Annotated in this window: 15 protein-coding genes; all 15 read right to left on the minus strand. The window is 72.0% G+C overall.

Annotation, left to right across the window (positions count from 1 at the left end; translation table 11 throughout):
• Positions 1–28 precede the first annotated feature (28 nt).
• Positions 29–562, minus strand: a complete 534-nt coding sequence (locus ACZ4FV_RS26650) for a cobalamin biosynthesis protein (protein ID WP_402229866.1) — start codon at positions 560–562, stop codon at positions 29–31.
• A 236-nt stretch (positions 563–798) separates the two neighbouring features.
• Complete coding sequence (gene cbiE / locus ACZ4FV_RS26655) at positions 799–2,013, minus strand: precorrin-6y C5,15-methyltransferase (decarboxylating) subunit CbiE (RefSeq protein ID WP_465323418.1); 1,215 nt, start codon at positions 2,011–2,013, stop codon at positions 799–801.
• 119 nt (positions 2,014–2,132) lie between these two features.
• Complete coding sequence (locus ACZ4FV_RS26660; protein ID WP_465323419.1) at positions 2,133–3,593, minus strand: cobyrinate a,c-diamide synthase; 1,461 nt, start codon at positions 3,591–3,593, stop codon at positions 2,133–2,135.
• A complete protein-coding gene (gene cobO / locus ACZ4FV_RS26665) occupies positions 3,590–4,204 on the minus strand; it encodes a cob(I)yrinic acid a,c-diamide adenosyltransferase (protein ID WP_395872142.1) in 615 nt (204 codons plus the stop codon). The genes ACZ4FV_RS26660 and cobO overlap by 4 nt, the downstream gene beginning before the upstream one ends.
• A gap of 110 nt (positions 4,205–4,314) precedes the next feature.
• Positions 4,315–6,375 carry a putative cobaltochelatase gene (locus ACZ4FV_RS26670; protein WP_395872140.1) on the minus strand — a complete coding sequence of 687 codons (2,061 nt, stop codon included), beginning with the start codon at positions 6,373–6,375 and terminating at the stop codon, positions 4,315–4,317.
• Positions 6,376–6,780: 405 nt separating this feature from the next.
• On the minus strand, positions 6,781–7,602 hold the full coding sequence (locus tag ACZ4FV_RS26675; protein ID WP_395872138.1) for a MetQ/NlpA family ABC transporter substrate-binding protein: 822 nt from the start codon (positions 7,600–7,602) through the stop codon (positions 6,781–6,783).
• Between the two features lie 80 nt (positions 7,603–7,682).
• Positions 7,683–8,339 (minus strand): methionine ABC transporter permease, encoded by a 657-nt coding sequence (locus ACZ4FV_RS26680; RefSeq protein ID WP_360306263.1) that lies wholly within the window; start codon positions 8,337–8,339, stop codon positions 7,683–7,685.
• A gap of 2 nt (positions 8,340–8,341) precedes the next feature.
• Positions 8,342–9,403, minus strand: a complete 1,062-nt coding sequence (locus ACZ4FV_RS26685) for a methionine ABC transporter ATP-binding protein (protein WP_465323420.1) — start codon at positions 9,401–9,403, stop codon at positions 8,342–8,344.
• A 372-nt stretch (positions 9,404–9,775) separates the two neighbouring features.
• The gene (locus tag ACZ4FV_RS26690) at positions 9,776–10,252 is read right to left on the minus strand and encodes a GNAT family N-acetyltransferase (RefSeq protein WP_395872134.1); all 477 of its coding nucleotides are present in this window, start codon (positions 10,250–10,252) and stop codon (positions 9,776–9,778) included.
• Positions 10,253–10,494: 242 nt separating this feature from the next.
• The gene (locus ACZ4FV_RS26695) at positions 10,495–11,325 is read right to left on the minus strand and encodes an SDR family NAD(P)-dependent oxidoreductase (RefSeq protein WP_465323421.1); all 831 of its coding nucleotides are present in this window, start codon (positions 11,323–11,325) and stop codon (positions 10,495–10,497) included.
• A complete protein-coding gene (locus tag ACZ4FV_RS26700) occupies positions 11,322–13,118 on the minus strand; it encodes a wax ester/triacylglycerol synthase family O-acyltransferase (protein ID WP_465323422.1) in 1,797 nt (598 codons plus the stop codon). The genes ACZ4FV_RS26695 and ACZ4FV_RS26700 overlap by 4 nt, the downstream gene beginning before the upstream one ends.
• Positions 13,115–14,353 carry an alpha/beta hydrolase family protein gene (locus ACZ4FV_RS26705; protein ID WP_402229852.1) on the minus strand — a complete coding sequence of 413 codons (1,239 nt, stop codon included), beginning with the start codon at positions 14,351–14,353 and terminating at the stop codon, positions 13,115–13,117. The genes ACZ4FV_RS26700 and ACZ4FV_RS26705 overlap by 4 nt, the downstream gene beginning before the upstream one ends.
• A gap of 245 nt (positions 14,354–14,598) precedes the next feature.
• Positions 14,599–16,020: an argininosuccinate lyase gene (gene argH, locus ACZ4FV_RS26710; RefSeq protein ID WP_395872126.1), complete on the minus strand. Its 1,422-nt coding sequence runs from the start codon at positions 16,018–16,020 to the stop codon at positions 14,599–14,601.
• Positions 16,017–17,216, minus strand: coding sequence for an argininosuccinate synthase (locus ACZ4FV_RS26715; protein ID WP_395872124.1), 1,200 nt, complete (start codon positions 17,214–17,216; stop codon positions 16,017–16,019). Before ACZ4FV_RS26715 ends, argH begins: the two co-directional genes overlap by 4 nt.
• A 140-nt stretch (positions 17,217–17,356) precedes the next feature.
• Positions 17,357–17,905, minus strand: a complete 549-nt coding sequence (locus ACZ4FV_RS26720; protein ID WP_395872122.1) for an arginine repressor — start codon at positions 17,903–17,905, stop codon at positions 17,357–17,359.
• Positions 17,906–17,913 lie beyond the last annotated feature (8 nt).

The raw sequence follows: 17,913 nt of genomic DNA on the forward strand, positions 1-17,913 counted from the left end.
CTGCCGAGTCCGACCATTTCCGCATCGATCATGACGTTTGTTGCCCCACCCGCGTGTCGACCGACCCACCCGCCGGTCCCGAACCCGCGTCGGCACGCCCCTCGGCCACCGCGTCCACCGCGTCCACCGCGTCCACCGCGCGACCGTGCCGGGCGACCGCCACCGTACAGCGCGGCCGCTCCCCCACACCGCGCGTCTTGGCCACCAGCAACTCACCCACCGGCGCACCCGATACCGGCCCCAGACACGCGGCGGCCTCGGCCACGCCCGGTGTCCCGACCGCCGCCCGGACCCGCTCGCTCGGATGCGGCACCGGAACCTCGGCCAGTTCCCGCGCCGCGCGGGCGAACAGCGGCAGCCCCAGCAGTTCCGCCCCGGCGACCAGCCCCGGCTCGTTCGCCCGGGCCGCCACGGTCACCAGCGCCAGCACCGCCGAACGCTCCAGACCGGCCCGCGCGAGCACGGCGCACACGCTCGCGCGCACCTCCTCCGCGCCCACCCCGCGCGCCGCCCCGACCCCGACCACCAGATCCCACCCGCCCGACCCCGCGCCACCCTCCATGGCCGAAACCCGACCCACCGAAGCAGGCGCCACCGAAGCGCCCTCCGCCAAAGCGTCTTCCGCGGGAACACCCACCGCCGAAGCACCTCGCACCGAAGAACCCTTCGCAGAAGCCCCCTCCGCCCAAGCACCTTCCATCGGAGTACCCACCGCCGCACCGATCTCCGCCGAAGCACCCACCGCCGCGACACCCGCCCGCGAAACGGTCGCCCGCCCGCCCCACACCCCATCCCTCGTCAAGAACGATCCCCCCACACCACGAACACCGGATGTGCCGGTTCCAGCCGCTGCGCGCCACCGTTCACCGGCGACAACCGCGAGGCCTGCAGCAGGCACCCCTCCACCGTGTAGCCCGCCCGCTCCAGTACCGCGCGCGCCTCCGCCACCCGATCCACCTCGGACATCGCCGCGACGATCCGCTCCGGCCGCCGCGCCGCGCACGCGGCCACCGTCGAGGGTCCGCCGCCGCCCACGAACACCACGTCCGGCAGCAGCAATCGAGACAACGCCTCGGGCGCCTTACCGTGCACCACCTGTATCTCGACCCCGAATCGGTTCGCGTTCTCGGCGATCAGATCGCACCCGAACGCCTCCTGCTCTACCGCGACCACCGCCGCGCCGTGCCGCGCGCACTCGACGGCCACCGAACCACTGCCCGCCCCGATGTCCCACACCAGATCACCGAGCCTGGGGCCGATTCGGGCCACCGCCAACGCGCGCACCTCGGCACGGGTGATCGCGCCGGTCCGATGCGCGTACGCGTCCTCCGCCACCGCCCACCCGCGCGCCGGGCCGGGAAAGCCCGGGCGTTCACCGGCCAACCAGCCCGCCGCCGCACCCGCGCGCGGAGCCGGCCCGATCACGATCACCACGTCCACGTCGGACCACTCGTGCTCCATCGCGTGCTCGGCGGAGACCATCGAGATCTCCTCCCGCTCGGTGCCCAGGCGCTCGCACACCACGAACGTGCGCGGCACATCCGGAAGCAGCGCGGCGAGTTCGGCCGGACCCGCGCCGGGACCGGTGAGCACCGCGACCTTCCCGAACGCCCGGCACACGTTCGCCGCGCGCCGCACGTCCCGGCCCAGGGCGCTGACCACCCGCGCGTCGTCCCAGGGCATCGCGGCCCGGGCGAAGGCCCGCGCGACCGAGGAGACGGCGGGCACGATCTCCAACTCCAGGCCGTACTCGGGCCGGCGCAGCAGCCGCACGATGCCGAAGAACCCCGGGTCGCCGACGGCCAGCACGACCGCGATGCCGCGATGCGCGCCGATCCGCTGCGCGGCCACGTGCACGTTGCCCAGCACCACCCGCTCCGCGCCCTCGGGCACCGTGACGGCGGCCAACAGCCGTTCCGGACCGGCCACCAGGGTCGCCGTCCGAATCGCCTCCACCGCCGGTGCCGACAGCGGTCCGCCGTCGTACCCGATCACGGTCACCCGATCAGCCATGGCCATCCCCTCGCCGTGCCGAACCCCGGGGGTCCCGCGCGTGGTCATGCGGTGACATCCCCGACGGGGTGCCCGTACACCCGACACGACGTCGGTCCCGCCGTCGCGGGTTGCGCCGATCACCGCCCGGGCGTGGTCCCTTCCCTCCGGTCGGTGACCGGCGACCCACCCGCACCCCCCGGGACCCGCTCTCGCGCATCCACCGCCCCCGCGCCCGCCGGTTCGACCGCGAGCGCGCACGAGTGCGCGAACCGCCGGGCCAGATCGGGCGCGCCGGCCCAGTGCGCGTGCAGGTACGACGCGTGCACCGAGCCGGCGATGTGCCCCTCCAAACCGGAGTCGCCCAGGCTCCACGCCGCTCGGCGCCCGGCCCGAGGGGTGAGCGTCGTGCGGTGGAACTCGTGTCCCCGGACCACTCGACCGGTCTCGGCGAGCACCGAGTCGTGCGTGGCCGTCGCCTCCCGATAGCCCAGGGTCAGCCGTTCGGTCATCCGCGCGTCCGCGTCCAGCACGCCGCACATCGGCGCACCGTCCAGGGTCCGGGCCAGGTACAGCAGCCCCGCGCACTCGGCCGCGATCGGACCGCCGCGCGCGGCCAGCGCCACCACGTCCGCGCGCAGCGTCGTGTTGGCGGCCAGCTCCGCCGCGTACACCTCGGGAAAGCCGCCGCCCACCACCAGTCCCGCCGTGCCCGTCGGCAACCGCTCGTCCCGCAGCGGGTCGACGGTGACCACGTCCGCCCCGGCCGCGTCGAGCAGTTCGGCGGTCTCGGCGTACGCGAAGGTGAACGCCGAGCCGCCCGCGACGGCGACCGTGGGTCGCCCGGAGATCGCGCCGCCCACCTCGCGCACCGGGTCCCACGGCGCGTCGGGCAGCGCTCCCGCGCTCGCCGCGATCCGCCGCACCTCGGCCAGGTCCACGCTGCGCGCGATCAGTTCGCCGAGCGCGTCCACCGTGCGCACGGCGTCCGTGTGCCGCTCGGCGACCGGGACCAGGCCCAGATGCCGGGCGGGCTTGGCGATCGCGTCGTGTCGGCGCAGCACGCCCAGGACCGGCATACCGATCTCGTCCAGCGCCTCGCGCAGCATGCTCTCGTGCCGATCCGAGCCGACCCGGTTCAGGATCACCCCGGCCACGCCCACGTCCGGGTCGAACGCGTCGAACCCGCGCACGAGCGCGGCCACCGAGCGGCTCTGCGCCCGCGCGTCCACGACCAGGATCACCGGTGCCGCGAGCAGGCGCGCGACGTGCGCGGTGGAGGCGTACCCGCCGCGTCCGGCCGCGCCGTCGAACATGCCCATCACGCCCTCGACGACCGCCAGATCGGCGCCGCGCGCGCCGTGCGCGAACAGTGGCGCGATCCGTTCCTCGCCGACCAGGAACGGGTCGAGGTTGCGCCCGGGCCGGCCGGCCGCGAGCGCGTGATAGCCGGGGTCGATGTAGTCCGGCCCCACCTTGTGCGGTGAGACCGTGTCGCCGCGCCGGGTGAACGCCGCGATCAGCCCGGTGGCGACGGTGGTCTTGCCGTGCCCGGAGGCGGGTGCGGCGATCACCACGCGCGGCAGCGCCGGACCACTCACCACTCGATGCCTCGCTGGCCCTTTTGTCCCGCGTCCATCGGGTGCTTGATCTTGGTCATCTCGGTGACCAGGTCGGCCGCCTCGATCAGCCGCGGGTCGGCGTCGCGGCCGGTGATCACCACGTGCTGGCTGCCGGGCCGGTCGCGCAGCACCGCGACCACCTCGTCCACGTCCACCCAGCCCCACTTCATCGGGTAGGTGAACTCGTCGAGCACGTACACCCGATAGGTCTCGGCGGCCAGGTCGCGCTTGATCTGCTCCCAGCCCTGCCGGGCCGCCTCGGCGTGGTCCTCCTGGGTGCCCTCGCGCTGGATCCAGGACCAGCCCTCGCCCATCTTGTGCCAGGTGACCGGGCCACCCTCGCCGGTCTCGGTGTGCACCCGCCCGAGGGTGCGCAGCACGGTCTCCTCGCCGACCTTCCACTTCGCCGACTTCACGAACTGGAACACCCCGATCGGCCAGCCCTGGTTCCAGCCGCGCAGGGCCAGTCCGAACGCGGCGGTGGACTTGCCCTTGCCGGGCCCGGTGTGCACGACGACCAACGCCCGGTTCCGACGCTGACGCGTGGTCAGCCCGTCGGCGGGAACATGCGTGGGAACGCCTTGCGGCATGGTGATCTCCCTGTGTCCATAAAAACGTCGAGGCAGGTCTCCTACAGTCGCCCGGCCGCCCGCCGGGGGCGAACCCCGACCGGCCGGCGCGGGCCCGGTCACCGACCGGATCAAGCCACCGAACGCACGTCCCGGACCAGCCCCGCCAGGCCGTCGGCCGCCAGTTCGTCCAGTGTCACCACCGGCCCGCCCAGGTCGCCGGCCAGCCGCGCCGCCAGTCCCAGCCGCACCGGACCGCTCTCGCAGTCCACCACCAACGAGGCGGCCCCCGTCGCCGCCAACAACCGCGCCGCGCGCCGGCTCTCGCCCAGCGCGTCCCGGCCGCCCGTCGCCCGACCGTCGGTGACCACGACCACCAGCGGCCGGCGCAGCGGATCGCGCAGCCGCTCCACCCGCAACGTCTCGTGCGCGCGCAGCAGTCCGGCGCCCACCGGGGTGCGTCCGCCGGTCGGCAGCGCGGCCAGTCGGGCCGCGCCGATCTCGACCGAGGAGGTCGGCGGCAGCACCAGCGAGGCGTCCGCGCCCCGGAAGGTGACCAGGCCGACCTTGTCCCGTCGCTGGTAGGCGTCCAGGAGCAGGGACAACACCGCGCCCTTGACCGCACGCATGCGCTTGCGCGCCGCCATCGACCCGGACGCGTCGACCACGAACAGCACCAGGTTGCCCTCGCGGCCCTCGCGGACCGCCTCGCGCAGATCCGCGCGCCGCAACAGCAGCCCCGCGCCGGTACGCCCACGCGCCTTCTGGTGCAGCGCCGCCGCGCGCACCGTGGCCGCGACGTGCAGCCGGGCCACCCGGCCGGCCGCGACCTGCGAGCCGGTGGTGCGCCCGCTCGCGGTCCGTGCGCGCGAGCGCCGCCCGGCCGCGCCCTGCCCCACACCGGGCACCGCGAACAGCCGGGTGCGGTACGGCTCGGCCGCCGCCACGGCGGCCTGTTCCCGCCCGCCGCCCGAGGCGGTGGGCGCCCCCTCGACGGGCGCGTCCTCGGTACCGGGCGCCGAGGTGGGCGCCGCCTCGGTCCGCTCGGGCGCCCGGGCCGCGTTCCCCGACCCGTCCGGCCCGTCCGACCCGTCCGAGCCGTCCGCGTCCGGCGGCGGCGACCCACCGCCGTCCGGCCCGTCCCCCTCCGGCTCGGGTTCGGGTTCGGGCTCCGGTTCGGGTTCCGGGTCGCGCAGCGCCTCGTCGAGGTGCTCCTCGTCCAGCCCCGGCGCGTCGAACGGGTTGCGCCGCCGTCGGTGCGGCAGCGCGAGCAGCGCGGCCTGCCGCACGTCCTCGGCGGTGACCTCGGTGCGGCCGTGCCACGCGGCCAGCGCGATCGAGGTGCGCGCCGTGACCAGGTCCGCGCGCATCCCGTCCACCTCGAACGACGCGCACACGCGCGCTATCCGCTCCAACTCGGCGTCCGGCAGCAGCACGTCGGCCAGCAGCGTCCGGGCGCGCAGGATGCGCTCGGCAAGGTCGGCGTCCTCATGCGCCCAGCGGGCCGCGAACGCGTCGGGGTCGGCCTCGTACGCCAACCGCCGGCGCACCACCTCGGCCCGCTCGCGCGGTTCCCGGCTGGCGGCGACCTCGACGGTGAGCCCGAAGCGGTCCAGCAACTGCGGGCGCAGCTCGCCCTCTTCCGGGTTCATCGTGCCCACGAGCAGGAACCGCGCGGCGTGCCGCACGGACACCCCTTCGCGCTCGACGTGCGAGGTGCCCATCGCGGCCGCGTCCAGGAGCAGGTCCACCAAGTGGTCGTGCAGCAGGTTGACCTCGTCGACGTAGAGCACGCCCCGGTGCGCGGCGGCCAGCAGGCCGGGCTCGTACGCCTTGACGCCCTCGGTCAGGGCACGTTCGATGTCCAACGAGCCGGCCAGCCGGTCCTCGCTGGCGCCGACCGGCAGTTCGACCAGCCGCGCGGCGCGTGCGGTCCCGGCGATCGCCGGGTCGTGCGGACCGTCCGGGCACTGCCCGTCCGGGGAGGCCGGATCACACGAGAAGCGACACCCGGGCACCACCGCGACCTCGGGCAACTGACCGGCGAGCGCGCGGACCATGGTCGACTTGGCGGTGCCCTTCTCGCCGCGTACGAGCACTCCGCCGACGGCGGGCGAGACCGCGTTGAGGACGAGCGCCAGCCGCAGGTCGGCCAGGCCGACGATCGCGGAGAAGGGGTAGGCGGCGCTCATCCGCGCCGCCCCGAACCGCTCGATATGCCGCAGGTTGTCACAAAGCACGCAGGCATGCGCCGTCGGCCTCCCTCGGGTGTCCACGCCCTGGTCGGTGGCGGGACCCGTGACCCGGGCCCCGGACAGCGGCAAGTCTCTGGCTCACGCCCGCCGGACGGCGCGCGTTCACAGTGGCGGGACCGCTCCGGGTTGCCGCACCGCGCCGCCTCCATCGGATGTTCCGGTGTCGAGGAGTGCCCGAACCCTCGTGGAGAACGCGAACACACCTCGACACCGGGCCCGAAGGTGCTCCGCGCGATACGCCGGATTCCTTCCCTGCTGTCGTCGACAGCCTCTCATACGCCCTCGGACGCGCCACGGCCCCCGCCTTGCGACGGGGGCCGTGGTGTTCGCGCGGTGCGCGGATCAGAACGCGGGGAGCACGTTGCCCTTGTACTCGTCGGTGATGTACTTCTTCACCTCGGGCGAGTTCAGCAGCTTGGCCAGCTTCTGCACGCGCGGGTCGTTCTCCTTGCCCTTCTTGACCACCAGGACGTTCGCGTACGGGTTGTTCTCCGCCTTCTCCACCGCGATGCCGTCCTTGCCCGGCGTCAGCTTGGCGTCCAGCGCGTAGTTGCCGTTGATCACCGCGCCGTCCACGTCGTCCAGCGCGCGGGGCAGCTGGGCCGCCTCGATCGCCTTGAACTTGAGCTTCTTCGGGTTGTCCACGACGTCCTTCTCGGTCGCCGTGGTGCCCGCGCCGTCCTTGAGCTTGATCACGCCGTTGTCGGCGAGCAGCTTGAGCGCGCGACCGCCGTTGGTGGCGTCGTTCGGGAACGCGACGGTCGCGCCCTCCTTGAGCTCTGCGAGCGACTTGACCTTCTTGGAGTAGAGCGCCAGCGGTTCCAGGTGCACCGGCACGACCGGGACCAGGCTGGTCTTCTTCTCCTTGTTGAACTCCTCCAGGTAGGGCTTGTGCTGGAAGAAGTTGGCGTCGACGTTGCCCTCGTCCAGGGCCGGGTTCTGCTGGGTGTAGTCGGCGAACTCCTTGACGTCCAGCTTCAGGCCCTCCTTCCCGGCGAGGTTGTCCTTGATGTACTTCAGGATCTGCGCGTGCGGGACGGAGGAGGCGGCGACCTTGAGCGGGTCGGACGCGGACGAGCCCTTCTTGTCGTCACTGCCGCAGGCGGCGAGACCGAGTCCGAGGGCGGCGACGGCGGTGAGCGCGACGAACTTGTTGATACGCACGAAGAGTGCCTTTCCTGGTGGTACGGAGTACGCGGGCGTGGGTCGCCTCGCGTCCTGGAACAGGTCCGGGGACGGACGCCTTATCGGTGGGCGAGCCTGCGGGAGAGCAGATCGCCGAGGAATTGCACGAGTTGCACCAGCACGACGAGCACCGCGATGGTCACGAGCATCAGGTTCGTCTCGAACCGCTGGTAGCCGTAGCGGATGGCCAGGTCGCCGAGTCCGCCGCCGCCGACCACGCCCGCCATCGCGGAGTAGCCGACGATCGCGACGATGGTCACGGTGATCGCGGAGATGATCGAGGGCACCGCCTCGCGCACGAGCACCTTGCGCACGATGGTGATCGTGCTCGCGCCCATCGACTGCGCGGCCTCGATCAGCCCCCGGTCCACTTCGCGCACCGCGGTCTCCACCAGGCGCGCGAAGAACGGGATGGCGCCCACGGTCAGCGGCACGATCGCGGCGTCGGTGCCGATCGTGGTCCCGGTCACCCATCGGGTGAACGGGATCAGCGCGACCAGCAGGATCAGGAACGGGACCGAGCGGCCCACGTTGACCACCAGCCCGAGCAGCTTGTTCGCCGGCGCGAACGCGAGCGGGCCGCCCCGGTCGGTGAGCACGAGCAGGAGCCCGATCGGCAACCCGATCAGCACGGTGATCAACGTCGCGACGCCGACCATGTACAGCGTCTCCTGGGTCGCGGTCTCCAGCAGTGGCCGCATCTCGGACCAGGTCATCTTCAGATCTCCTTGCCCGCGAGCGCCACGCCGTCCGCGGCGGCGACGTCGGCGTCCGACTCGATGGGGGTGCTCGGGCCCTCGTCGACCACGTCGACCTGCAGGCCCTGCTCGCGCAGGTAGCCGATGGGCACCACGTTGTGCTCGAACGTGCCGTCCAGCGAGATCCGCATCCGGCCGATCTGCCGTCCGCCGACGCTCTCCACGGCCGCGCCCAGCACGTTGACGTCCACGTTGTAGGTGCGCGCGAGGGTGGAGATGAACGGCTGCGCCGTCTCCTCGCCGCGGAAGGTGATGTCCACCACGGTGCGGCCCTCGAGCACCCCCGGCGTGCCCAGCGGGAACATCTCCCGGGCCAGCCGCGAGTCGGACCGGCCGAGCAGTTCGCCCACCGTCCCGGACTCGATGATCCGGCCGCCCTCCATCAGGGCCGCCGAGTCGCAGATGTTCTTGACCACGTCCATCTCGTGCGTGATCAGCAGGATGGTCAGGCCGAGCCGGTCGCGCAGGTCGCGCAGCAGCGCCAGGATCGAGCGGGTGGTCTCCGGGTCGAGCGCCGAGGTGGCCTCGTCGGACAGCAGTACCCGCGGATCGGCGGCGAGCGCGCGGGCGATGCCCACCCGCTGCTTCTGCCCACCGGACAGTTGCGCGGGGTACGCCTTGGCGTGCTCGGACAGGCCGACCAGGTCCAGCAGTTCGGCCACCCGCCGGGCCCGGTCCCGGCGCGGGATGCCGGCGATCTCCAGCGGGACCGCGACGTTTCCGGCGACGGTGCGGCTGGAGAGCAGGTTGAAGTGCTGGAAGATCATCCCGATCCCGCGCCGCTCGGCGCGCAGCGCGCTCGCGGACAACGCGGTCAGGTCACGCCCGCCCACCTCGACGGTGCCCGACGTGGGGCGCTCCAGCAGGTTCAGGCAGCGGATCAGGGTGCTCTTGCCGGCGCCGCTGCGACCGAGCACGCCGAAGATCTCGCCTTCACGCACGTGCAGGTCGACGTTGTCGAGCGCGGTCACCTGCCGTTCTCGGCTGCGATAGACCTTGCTCAGGGCAGTGGTACGGATCACCGTAAGTCCTCAAGTGGATGCGCGTGCCGAATCGGGCCCGGCGAAGGGCCGCGCGATTTCGTCACACAGGGGGCGTGGCGGGGACGACACCGGGGGCGCGGAGCGCTCGGCCCGGGAGAGGGATCAGGCCCTCAAATCCTCAACAGCCACACATTCGACAGATCTGACACGAACGGCACATGCGACGACAACCCGTGGCGGTAGCCGCGGTGCCGGATGTGTGAGCCGTCGTGAACATGATCCGATTAAAGCAGACACACACCCCGCAATGGAAATGTCATCCCACCGGGGCACCTGCGACCGAAGCCGACGAAGCCCCGGTGGCCATGGATTCCATGGTCACCGGGGCTTCCGGGTGTCGCGAGGGTTTGCTCAGGCCGCGAGGACGGCCGTCTTGCGCAGGTAGACCAGGCTCAGCCGGGGGCTGATCTTCTCGACCCGGCCGGAGACGTACCCCAGCCGCTCGTACAGCCGCAGGTTGTTCTCGCTGCGGTGGCCGGTGAACAGCTCGTACTCGGCCGCGTCGGCCAGTTTCTCCTCGATCGCGCGCAGCAGCCGGGTACCGAGCATGTGCCGCTGCAGCCGGGGGTGCACGACCAGCTTGCCGATCCGGGCCACGCCGTCCTCGATGGTGCCGCGCACCGAACCGACGACCTCATCGCCCAGTCGCGCCACCAGGACGGTGTGCGTCTCGAACTCGGCGCGCAGACTCTCCAGGCTCTGCGTCAGCGGCTCGATGCCGTAGTCGTTGTACAGGGCTGCTTCGCCCTGGTAACAGAGGTACTGAAGCTTGAGGATCTGCTCGGCGTCGGATACGTCCGCCGTGCCGATGCCTACGTTCTGCCCCATCGGATTGCTCCCCTGATCGCCCTGATCACCGTGCGGATGTGTGTGCCGCAGCGTCATGTCACAGTGCCTCCGCGAAGGGGGAGGGTTGTCCCCTTCTCGAACACTCGCCTGGACCCTGCATTCGTCACTGTTCCACACGGCTTTTCCCGGACTTCTACCCGGCCCTCACCTACGCGCAATCCGCCGTTCAGGCAACCGCTTCGGGAAAGTCCGCCCGTTCGGGCGATCGGGGATCGGCCCCGCTACAGGCCGGTGACCCGGCGCACGACTCCCTCCTTGATCGCCCGCACCGTCGAGAACGGCTCGGTGACCCGGTGCACGAGCAGGGTCAGGTGCGCGTCGGCGCCCACCACGTACCGCGACCTGGGCGATGTGGTGGTGGCGGCCTCGACGATCGTGGCGGCCACCGTCCCCGGCTCGCTCCACAGCGGCTTCATGATCGAGAAGCCCAGGTCCATGCGCCGGAAGGCGGTCGCGAACGGGCCGCCCCGGTGCCGCTCGACGGCCTCGGCCATCGTGTCGGTGACGCCGCTGCGGAAGCCGCCGGGCGAGACCACCACGACGTCGACCCCGGCGCCGGCCACCTCCACCCGCAGCGCGTCGGAGACCGCCTCCATCGCGTGTTTCCCGGCCTGGTACCAGCCCAGCAGCGGATAGCTGATCTGCCCGGCGAGCGAGGAGACCTGCACCACCCGGCCCCAGCCGCGCTCGCGCATGTGCGGGATGGCCATGCGGGCCAACCGCATCGGGCCGAACAGCGCGGTCTCCATCTGGTGCCGGGCGTCCTCTTCCGACACGTCGAGCACCGGCGCGAACGAGGTGCCACCCGCGTTGTTGACCAGGATGTCCGGGCGCACGTCCTCGATCACGTCCTTGCCGGCGGCCGCGTCGGTGATGTCCAGGAGCACGGTGCGCACCTCGACCCCGGCCCCGGCCGCCGCCTCGGCGACCGCCTGCGCCTTCGCCGCGGAGCGCACCGTGCCGACCGTGCGTACGCCCGCCTCGGCCAGCGCCAGCACCGTGGCCAGTCCCAATCCCGAGTTGGCGCCGGTGACCAGTGCCGTTCTGCTCACGCGCGACCCGCCTCGACGCCGGCGGTACGCGACTTCGCCGGTTCGCGGCGCGCCGCGGTCTTGCCGGCGGGCTTGGCCGCCGCGCTCATGCTCGCGCCCTTGCCGCCGCTCTTGCCCGCGCCCGCACCGGACTTGCGGGCCGGCTGACCGCGCCTGGGCCCGGGCACCTTGATCGCGGCCGCGACCTCCGGCACGGATTCCCCTTTCCCCGACCCGACTTCGCCCGGCACGGGCATCGCGCGAGCCGGGGGCGTCGAGCCCGCCTCGGCCGCCTCACTCACCATCTCGATCCCCTCGGCCGCCTCCGCCGACACCGACTCCGGCCGCGGCTCCCGCCGCGACTCCGGCTGCGGCTCCCGCTCCGGGTCGGCGGGCACATCGTGCACCACCGGCGCCGGCGCGACCTCGTCGGCGGCCTTCAGCAGCAGGTTGAGCTGCTCGACGATGCTGTCGGCCAACGCGAACGGATCCGGCAGCGCCTCCTTGTCCGCCAGCACGCCGATGTCGATCTGGTCGTGGTAGCTCATGCCACCGATGAACAATCCGAAGCCGTCGGCGATGATGCCCATCGAATGGAATGCCTCCACCTTCTGACCGTGGGCGTACAGGGGCACGCGCGGACCGGGCACGTTCGACACAGTGACGTTGCACAACGCGGGCAGTACGGACGCCAGTCGCGCGTCGCGGTAGAGGCCGCCGAGCAGACCGAGCACGGCCGGCGGCGGCGCCTCGGCGAGCCCGGTGAGCAACTCGCCGCCCATCGCGCTCTGTACGGCCTTGGCCGCGTTGGAGTTCTCGTGGATGCACAACAGCCGCTCGGCGGGCTCGGCGACGTCGGTGGCCAATCCCACGAGCATCCCGCTGATCATGTTGCCGCCCGCGCGCTCACCGCCTCGCGTGGCGTCCACGGGCACCGTGGCGACCAACTCCCGCTCGGGCAACTCCCCCAGGCCGTCCAGCTGTTCGCGCAGCGCGCCGGCCACGATCGCGAGCACCACGTCGTTGACCTTGACCCCGAACGCGTTCTTGACCAGCTTGACGTCGGACAGCGACACGGTGCAGAAGCCGTACGAACGCCGATTGCCGATCGGATCGTTGTAGCGGGTGCGCGGCACATTCAGCGGCAGCGCCTGTCCCAGTCGCCCGGTCAGCGCGGCCTGCACGACGCCCTGCCCCAGCCGCCCGAGTTGCCGGCCCACCCGGGCCGGCGTCCCGGCCAGCGAGAGCGCGCTCTCGCGCACCGCCTCCCATCCCTGCGGCGGTTCGACCACCTCGCCCGGCGCGAACGCCGGGACGCCCTCGGCCTCGGCCGAGGCGTTGGGGTCCGCGTCGAAGAAGATCTCCTGCATGGCGGCACCGGAACGGCCGTCGATGCACGCGTGGTGCACCTTCCACAGGTGCGCGACCCGCCCGTTCTCCAGGCCGTCGACGATCCACCAGTCCCACAGCGGCCGGTCCCGGGGCAACCGGTGCCGGTAGATCTCCTCGGCCATGGCGGTGAGTTCGCGCCGACCGCCCGGGGCCTCGAGGGTGGCCCGGTGCAGATGGTTCTCGAGCTCGAAGTCGGGGTCCTCGACCCAGTGCGGCCGGGCCAGCCCCCACGGGCCCTGAACCAGTTTGCGACCGAGCAGCGGCAACCGGGGCAGCCGTGCGGCCAGCGTGCGCTTGAAGGCGTCGCGATCGACGCGACCCCCGGTGTCGGAGGCGTCGACGATGGTCAGGCAGACCACGTGCGCCGGCCACTCCCGCGACTCCAGGGCCAGGAAAGCCGAATCCAGACCGGAGAGCTTCACCAGGTGTTCCTCCTCCCGATGCCCGACGAGGTCAGGGCATCCTCGATGAAGCGGCGCGCCTCCCGGTTCCACATGGCTCCGATGTGCGAGCCGCGGTACCAGCAGACGGATGGTTCCTCCCAGTGCTTCCAGAGCCGATACGCCTGCTGCGGCGTGGCCATGCGATCGGCCAGGCCGGCATAGACGAAGCGGCGGTCCAACGGCACCCGGGGCGTCACCGCCAGCGGCGAGACCACGCGGTGCACCATCTCGGCCTCGTCGCCGAGCAGGCCCGCCGCGCGCACCTCGCGCTTGATGTCCTCGGGTGCGTGGTGCGACATCACCCACGCCATGTCGACCGAGGGGACGCCGACGATGACGCAGTCCAGGTCCTCCAGACCCGCGAGCAGGGCGGCCACGTACGCGCCCAGCGAGAGCCCGTGCACCGCGATCGGGGTGTCCCCCTGCCGGCGGATCCAGTCCAGGCAGCGGCGCACGTCCCACACGGCCTGTCCCAGACCGTGCACGTTGCCGAGGTAGTCGAACGAGATGAACGGCGTGTCCTGGGCGCGCGCGCTCTTGCGCGGCCCGTGCATCGGCAACACCGGGTGGATCACGTTGACGCCCAGTTCGCGGTGCAGCCGCTGGGAGCGGAACGCGGCCAGGTCGCCCGGGCGCCCCATGCCGAAACCGTGCAGGTTCACCAGCCACGGCCGCGGCTTGCCCGGGTGGCGCAGCACGTACGCCCACACCCGCTGATTCGCACCGGCCGCCTGCCAGCGGGTGGCGCCCGGAACGCCGGCCCAGGGCACGTACTCGCTGTCGAAGGCCAGTTGTTCGTACCCGATGGTGCCGTAGAGCCTGCCCCGCACCACCGGATCGACCAGCTCCGGCGGCTCGGGATGGAACAGGGTCGGGTCGTCCAGATAGGTCTCGGCGCGGAACTTGTGCACGGCGTCGGCGATCTCCTCGCGGATGCGCGAGGCGTCCCCGGGATCCGGCGACAGGCGCCCGTTCGCCAGCAGCGCGACCACCAGCTCGTCCAGGAAGGCCGCGGAGACCAGTCCCGGCGTGGGAAAGACGGTCGGCATGTCGGGATAGCGGCGGCGCTCGGCGCGCAACGAGCGGACGTACGAGCGCAGCCCGAACCCCACGGACCTGGGCACGCTGAGCAGCAGCCCGCCGATCGGCAGATCCGAGAGCATGGAGACGGACTTCTCACCCTCGGAACGTATTCGGCGCAGGTGATCGAGCATGTGTTCCCTCCCCTCGATCACGGCCGACCCTAGTACCAGACGCACGGAGCGAACACGGTGAATCGCTTTTGGTAACGGCGAATTCACATATGGGACTGGAACCTCGACTTCCGCTCACACACGCGCAACCGACCCGAAACCGGACCCGGCGCGGCGCGGCGCCCGGACACGCCGAAGGCCCGCATCCTCCCCCCGGGGGATGCGGGCCCATCGTCTCAGCTGAATCCGTGCGGCGTGCGGTGTTGTTACGTGCCGGCCCACTTGCGTTGGCCGGCCAAGTCCGCCCGAACGTCCGCGAGTTGCTCGGCGACCCGGACCGGAGCGGTACCGCCGCGGCCGTCCCGCGAGGCCACCGAACCCTGCACGGTCAGCACCGCGCGCACGTCCGGGGTCAACTCCGGCGAGATCTCCGCGAGTTGATCATCCGTCAGGTCCCACAGCTCAAGCCCGCGCGGCTCGCAGTACTTCACGCAGGCCCCGGCCACCTCGTGCGCGACCCGGAACGGCGTGCCCTCGCGGACCAGCCACTCGGCGATGTCGGTCGCCAGCGAGAATCCGGCCGGCGCCAACTCCTCGAGCCGCTCGCGGTGGAAGGTGAGCGTGGCGATCATGCCGGTGAACGCCGGGAGCAGCACCTCGAGCGTGTCGCACGAGTCGAAGACCGGCTCCTTGTCCTCCTGGAGGTCGCGGTTGTAGGCCAGCGGCAGCGCCTTCAGGGTCGCCATCAACCCGGTCAGGTTGCCGATCAACCGACCCGACTTGCCGCGCGCGAGCTCGGCGATGTCCGGGTTCTTCTTCTGCGGCATGATCGAGGACCCGGTGGAGAAGGCGTCGTCCAGCGTCACGAAGGAGAACTCCTTCGTGTTCCAGATGATGATCTCCTCGGCCAGCCGGGACAGGTTCACCCCCAGCATCGCGGTGACGAAGGCGAACTCGGCCGCGAAGTCGCGCGAGGCGGTGCCGTCGATCGAGTTCGCCGCCGACGCGGAGAACCCGAGGTCGCGGGCCACCGACTCGGGGCTGAGCCCGAGCGAGGAGCCCGCCAGCGCGCCGGATCCGTACGCCGACACGTCCGCGCGCCGGTCCCAGTCGCGCAGCCGGTCCGCGTCCCGGGCGAACGCCTGCACATGCGCGAGCAGATGGTGCGCGAGCAGCACCGGCTGGGCGTGCTGGAGGTGGGTACGGCCCGGCATGACCACGTCCGGGTGCGCGGCGGCCTGCTCGACCAGCGCCTCCTGGAGGTCGGCCAGCAGCCGACCCAGGATCCGCGCGTGGTCACGCAGGTACATCCGGCCCAGGGTCGCGATCTGGTCGTTGCGCGAGCGGCCCGCGCGCAGCTTGCCGCCCAGGTCGGGGCCGAGGATCTCGAGCAGGCCGCGCTCCAGCGCGGTGTGCACGTCCTCGTCCGCGATGGTGGCGACCAGGTCACCGGACTCGACGTTCTCGGCCAGCGTGTCCAGGCCGGCCAGCATGCGGATCAGCTCGTCGTCGGTGAGCAGCCCGGCCGCGTGCAGCACCCGGGCGTGCGCCCGGGAGCCGGCGATGTCGTACGGCGCGAGCCGCCAGTCGAAGTGCACGCTGGCGGAGAGCAGGGCGAGGGCCTCGGAGGGGCCGCCGGAGAAGCGGCCGCCCCACAGGCTCACCCGATCGGGATTGTTGTTGGTCACGACTGATCGTTGTCCCGTCGTGCGGCGATCTTGCTGGACAGACCGAACAGCTCGATGAAGCCCTTGGCCTGCGACTGGTCGAACGTGTCGCCGGTGTCGTAGGTGGCCAGGTTGAAGTCGTAGAGCGACTGGTCGCTGCGCCGACCGGTGACCACGGCCCGACCGCCGTGCAGGGTCATCCGGATGTCGCCGGATACGTGCCGGTTGGCCTCGGCGATGAAGCCGTCCAAGGCCCGCTTGAGCGGGGAGAACCACAGGCCGTCGTAGACCAGCTCGGCCCAGCGCTGCTCGACGGTCCGCTTGTAGCGGGCCAGTTCGCGCTCGACGGTGACGTTCTCCAGCTCCTGGTGCGCGGTGATCAGCGCGATCGCGCCCGGGGCCTCGTAGACCTCGCGGCTCTTGATGCCCACGAGCCGGTCCTCGACCATGTCGATCCGGCCGACGCCCTGGGTGCCGGCCCGCCGGTTCAGCTCCTCGATCGCTTGGAGCACGGTGACCGCGCGGCCGTCGATGGCGACCGGCACGCCGCGCTCGAAGGTGATCACGACCTCGTCCGCGTCCCGCGGGTCGGCCGGGTTCTGGGTGTACTCGTACACGTCCTCGATCGGCGCGTTCCAGATGTCCTCCAGGAAGCCGGTCTCCACGGCCCGCCCGAAGACGTTCTGGTCGATCGAGTACGGCGACTTCTTGGTGGTGGCGATCGGCAGGTTCTTCGCCTCGGCGAACGCGATCGCCTTGTCCCGGGTCATCGCGTAGTCGCGGACCGGGGCGATGCACTTCAGCTCGGGCGCGAGCGAGGCGATGCCGACCTCGAAGCGGACCTGGTCGTTGCCCTTGCCGGTGCAGCCGTGCGCGACCGTGGTGGCGCCGTGCTTCCTCGCGGCGGCGACCAGGTGCTTGACGATCACCGGGCGCGAGAGCGAGGAGACCAGCGGGTAGCGGTCCATGTAGAGGGCGTTGGCCTGGATCGCGGGCAGGCAGTAGCCCTCGGCGAACTCGTCGCGGGCGTCCGCGACCTCGGCCTCGACCGCGCCGCAGGCCAGCGCCCGCTTGCGGATGATGTCCAGGTCCTCGCCGTTCTGGCCGACGTCGACGGCCACCGCGATGACCTCGGCGCCGGTCTCCTCGGCGATCCACTGGATACACACGGAGGTATCGAGACCTCCGGAGTAGGCGAGTACGACGCGCTCGGTCACGAGCGTTCTCCTTGAAAAGAGTGGTTCGGCAGATGTGGTGCGGTGTTGCCGGAGCCGAGCGCTCTAGCAGGGTGCGGAACTGTCCAGCAGGATGCGGAAGTGTGTGTGGTCCGGGCCCCGGGGCCTCCCCGGGCCCGGGCCTAGGACTTGTTCTCGGCGAGTGCCAGGAGGTGGGCGGCCAGGGCCGCGCCGCCCTCGGGGTCCCGCGAGACCATGAGGATGGTGTCGTCGCCGGCGATGGTGCCCAGGATCAGCCGGGACTCGGCGTGGTCCATGGCCGAGGCCAGGAACTGGGCCGCCCCGGGCGGTGTGCGCACCACCACGAGGTTGCCCGAGGCCTCCGCCGACACCAGCAGTTCACCGGCCAGGCGCGAGAGCCGTCCCTCGACCGCGGACTCCTCGAGCGGCGCCCGGGGGGTGCGGTCGCCGCCCTCCGCCGGTACGGCGTAGATGAGCGATCCCTCCCCGTCGCGGATCTTGACCGCGCCCAGCTCGTCCAGGTCCCGGGAGAGCGTGGCCTGGGTGACCGCGAGGCCGTCCTCGGCGAGCAGCCGGGCGAGTTGGTTCTGCGACCGGACCCGGTGCCGGGTCAGGATGTCGACGATCCGCCGGTGACGGGCGATCCGGGTGCTGGGCACCGCGTACCCACCCTCGACCGGGGTCGCGTCACTGCTCTGCTCGCTGCTCATCGGACGAC

This window comes from Embleya sp. NPDC025285, from assembly GCF_055558835.1.